Below are 2,500 nucleotides of genomic sequence, written 5' to 3'. Positions count from 1 at the left end.
ATGTATTCAATTGGTACTTACTGGGTTGCCCCATTCGGACATCTCCGGATCAATGCTTGCTTCCAGCTCCCCGGAGCTTATCGTCGGTCGCCACGTCCTTCTTCGCCTCTGTGTGCCTAGGTATCCACCGTTAGCCCTTTGTAACTTGACCACTTTCTGCTTTGATGGTGGTCTGCTTAAAAGCTTTTCCGACGCATCGGATTACTTACTAAGCTTGATGATGACTTAATTTCTATGCAGTTTTCAAGGTTCTGACTAGAGTTCTAGACTCCAGCATTCCGACTTTCTTGTAAGAGTCTGGGTGCTGATTTCTGTGCTGTTCTTGGTTTTGGTTGTATTTTAATACTTAGCTAAGCTACATAGCTAGTGAGAGTGGAGGTAAGCGGACTCGAACCGCTGACTTCCTGCGTGCAAGGCAGGCGCTCTACCAACTGAGCTATACCCCCACTAAGCAAGTTCTGATTTTTTAGACCCTGAATCCTGAATTTTTATTCCTGACTCATTACTTCAAATTCATTACTTTTTTTCCAGGTGGGCCATCCTGGATTTGAACCAGGGACCTCACCCTTATCAGGGGTGCGCTCTAACCAACTGAGCTAATAGCCCATTTCCCGAACCAGTTAATAGTTTGAAAGCTTTGACATCTATTTCTCGAACGACCAGGGATACTGATTGCTACCTCTTGTTTAGGTTCGGTAGTTTCTCAGATGGTCTCCCTAAAAGGAGGTGATCCAGCCACACCTTCCGGTACGGCTACCTTGTTACGACTTCACCCCAGTCATCAGCCCTGCCTTCGGCATCCTCCTCCTCGAAAGGTTAGAGTAATGACTTCGGGCGTGGCCAACTTCCATGGTGTGACGGGCGGTGTGTACAAGGCCCGGGAACGGATTCACCGCAGTATGCTGACCTGCGATTACTAGCGATTCCGCCTTCATGCAGGCGAGTTGCAGCCTGCAATCTGAACTGAGGCAGGGTTTACGGGATTAGCTCGCCCTCGCGGGTTGGCTGCCCTCTGTCCCTACCATTGTAGTACGTGTGTAGCCCAGGACGTAAGGGGCATGCTGACTTGACGTCATCCCCACCTTCCTCCGGTTTGTCACCGGCAGTCTGTTTAGAGTGCCCAACTTAATGATGGCAACTAAACACGAGGGTTGCGCTCGTTGCGGGACTTAACCCAACATCTCACGACACGAGCTGACGACAGCCATGCACCACCTGTGTTCGCGCTCCCGAAGGCACTCTTCTCTTTCAAGAAGATTCGCGACATGTCAAGTCCTGGTAAGGTTCTTCGCGTTGCATCGAATTAAACCACATACTCCACCGCTTGTGCGGGCCCCCGTCAATTCCTTTGAGTTTCACACTTGCGTGCGTACTCCCCAGGCGGGATACTTAACGCGTTAGCTACGGCACTGTCCGGGTCGATACAGACAACACCTAGTATCCATCGTTTACGGCTAGGACTACTGGGGTATCTAATCCCATTCGCTCCCCTAGCTTTCGTCCCTGAGTGTCAGTTATGGTCCAGCAAAGCGCCTTCGCCACCGATGTTCTTCCTGATCTCTACGCATTTCACCGCTACACCAGGAATTCCCTTTGCCCCTACCATACTCTAGCTGTTCAGTTTCCACTGCCTTTCCGAGGTTAAGCCCCGGTCTTTGACAGCAGACTTGAACTGCCACCTGCGGACGCTTTACGCCCAATCATTCCGGATAACGCTTGCATCCTCCGTCTTACCGCGGCTGCTGGCACGGAGTTAGCCGATGCTGATTCCTCTGGTACCGTCATTGTGTTCTTCCCAGAGAAAAGGGGTTTACAACCCAAGAGCCTTCTTCCCCCACGCGGTCTTGCTCCGTCAGGCTTTCGCCCATTGCGGAAAATTCCCCACTGCTGCCTCCCGTAGGAGTCTGGGCCGTGTCTCAGTCCCAGTGTGGCTGATCGTCCTCTCAGACCAGCTACCGATCGTCGCCTTGGTGAGCTTTTACCTCTCCAACTAGCTAATCGGACGCGAGCTCATCTTCAGGCTATAAATATTTTCCCTTTCGGTACATCGGGGGTTAGCAGTCGTTTCCAACTGTTGTCTCCGTCCTGAAGCCAGATTCTCACGCGTTACTCACCCGTCCGCCACTAAGTATTTCTACTCCGTTCGACTTGCATGTGTTAAGCAGACCGCCAGCGTTCATCCTGAGCCAGGATCAAACTCTCCGTGTTGGATTGTTTTTTTTGGCTTACAGTCAATCTACTTCGGCTTTCACTCTCGTGTTTTCCTTTTCCCTTGACTTTTTTCTCGTTGTTTGCGATATTGAGTATCAGCTTTCGCTTTCACTCTCTATCCTTCATTCTTTTGACGAGGTTAATAGTGCTTTAAGCTTTCAAACTATTCTTTTTTCTAGGTTCAGTTCTCTGTGCCTTAAGTTCGCGGTGTGAACCGCTCTCTCTCTGGCGCTTTATTAATATACTTATTTCGCAAGGGGTTGTCAAGCGTTTTGCGAAAATATTTTTG

General features: G+C 50.1%; 2 tRNA genes and 2 rRNA genes (1 of these 4 cut by a window edge). All 4 read right to left on the bottom strand.

The features are described 5' to 3' along the window. Positions 1–151, bottom strand: a 23S ribosomal RNA gene (locus QZ938_RS32630); it reaches 2,753 nt to the left of the window's first position. Between the two features lie 222 nt (positions 152–373). Then, a tRNA-Ala gene (locus QZ938_RS32625) sits at positions 374–446 on the bottom strand. An 86-nt stretch (positions 447–532) separates the two neighbouring features. Next, positions 533–606: transfer RNA gene (locus QZ938_RS32620), tRNA-Ile, on the bottom strand. A gap of 113 nt (positions 607–719) precedes the next feature. Next, positions 720–2,208 (bottom strand): 16S ribosomal RNA (locus QZ938_RS32615). The 16S and 23S rRNA genes sit together here with 2 tRNA genes alongside, the layout of an rRNA operon. Between the last annotated feature and the right edge of the window lie 292 nt (positions 2,209–2,500).

Origin of the sequence: Microcoleus sp. CAWBG27 (assembly GCF_020883145.1) — a bacterium.
Taxonomy (GTDB): domain Bacteria; phylum Cyanobacteriota; class Cyanobacteriia; order Cyanobacteriales; family Microcoleaceae; genus Microcoleus.
The sequence above is the reverse complement of the archived record's forward strand: the minus strand, read 5'-3'. Positions and strand labels throughout refer to the sequence as shown.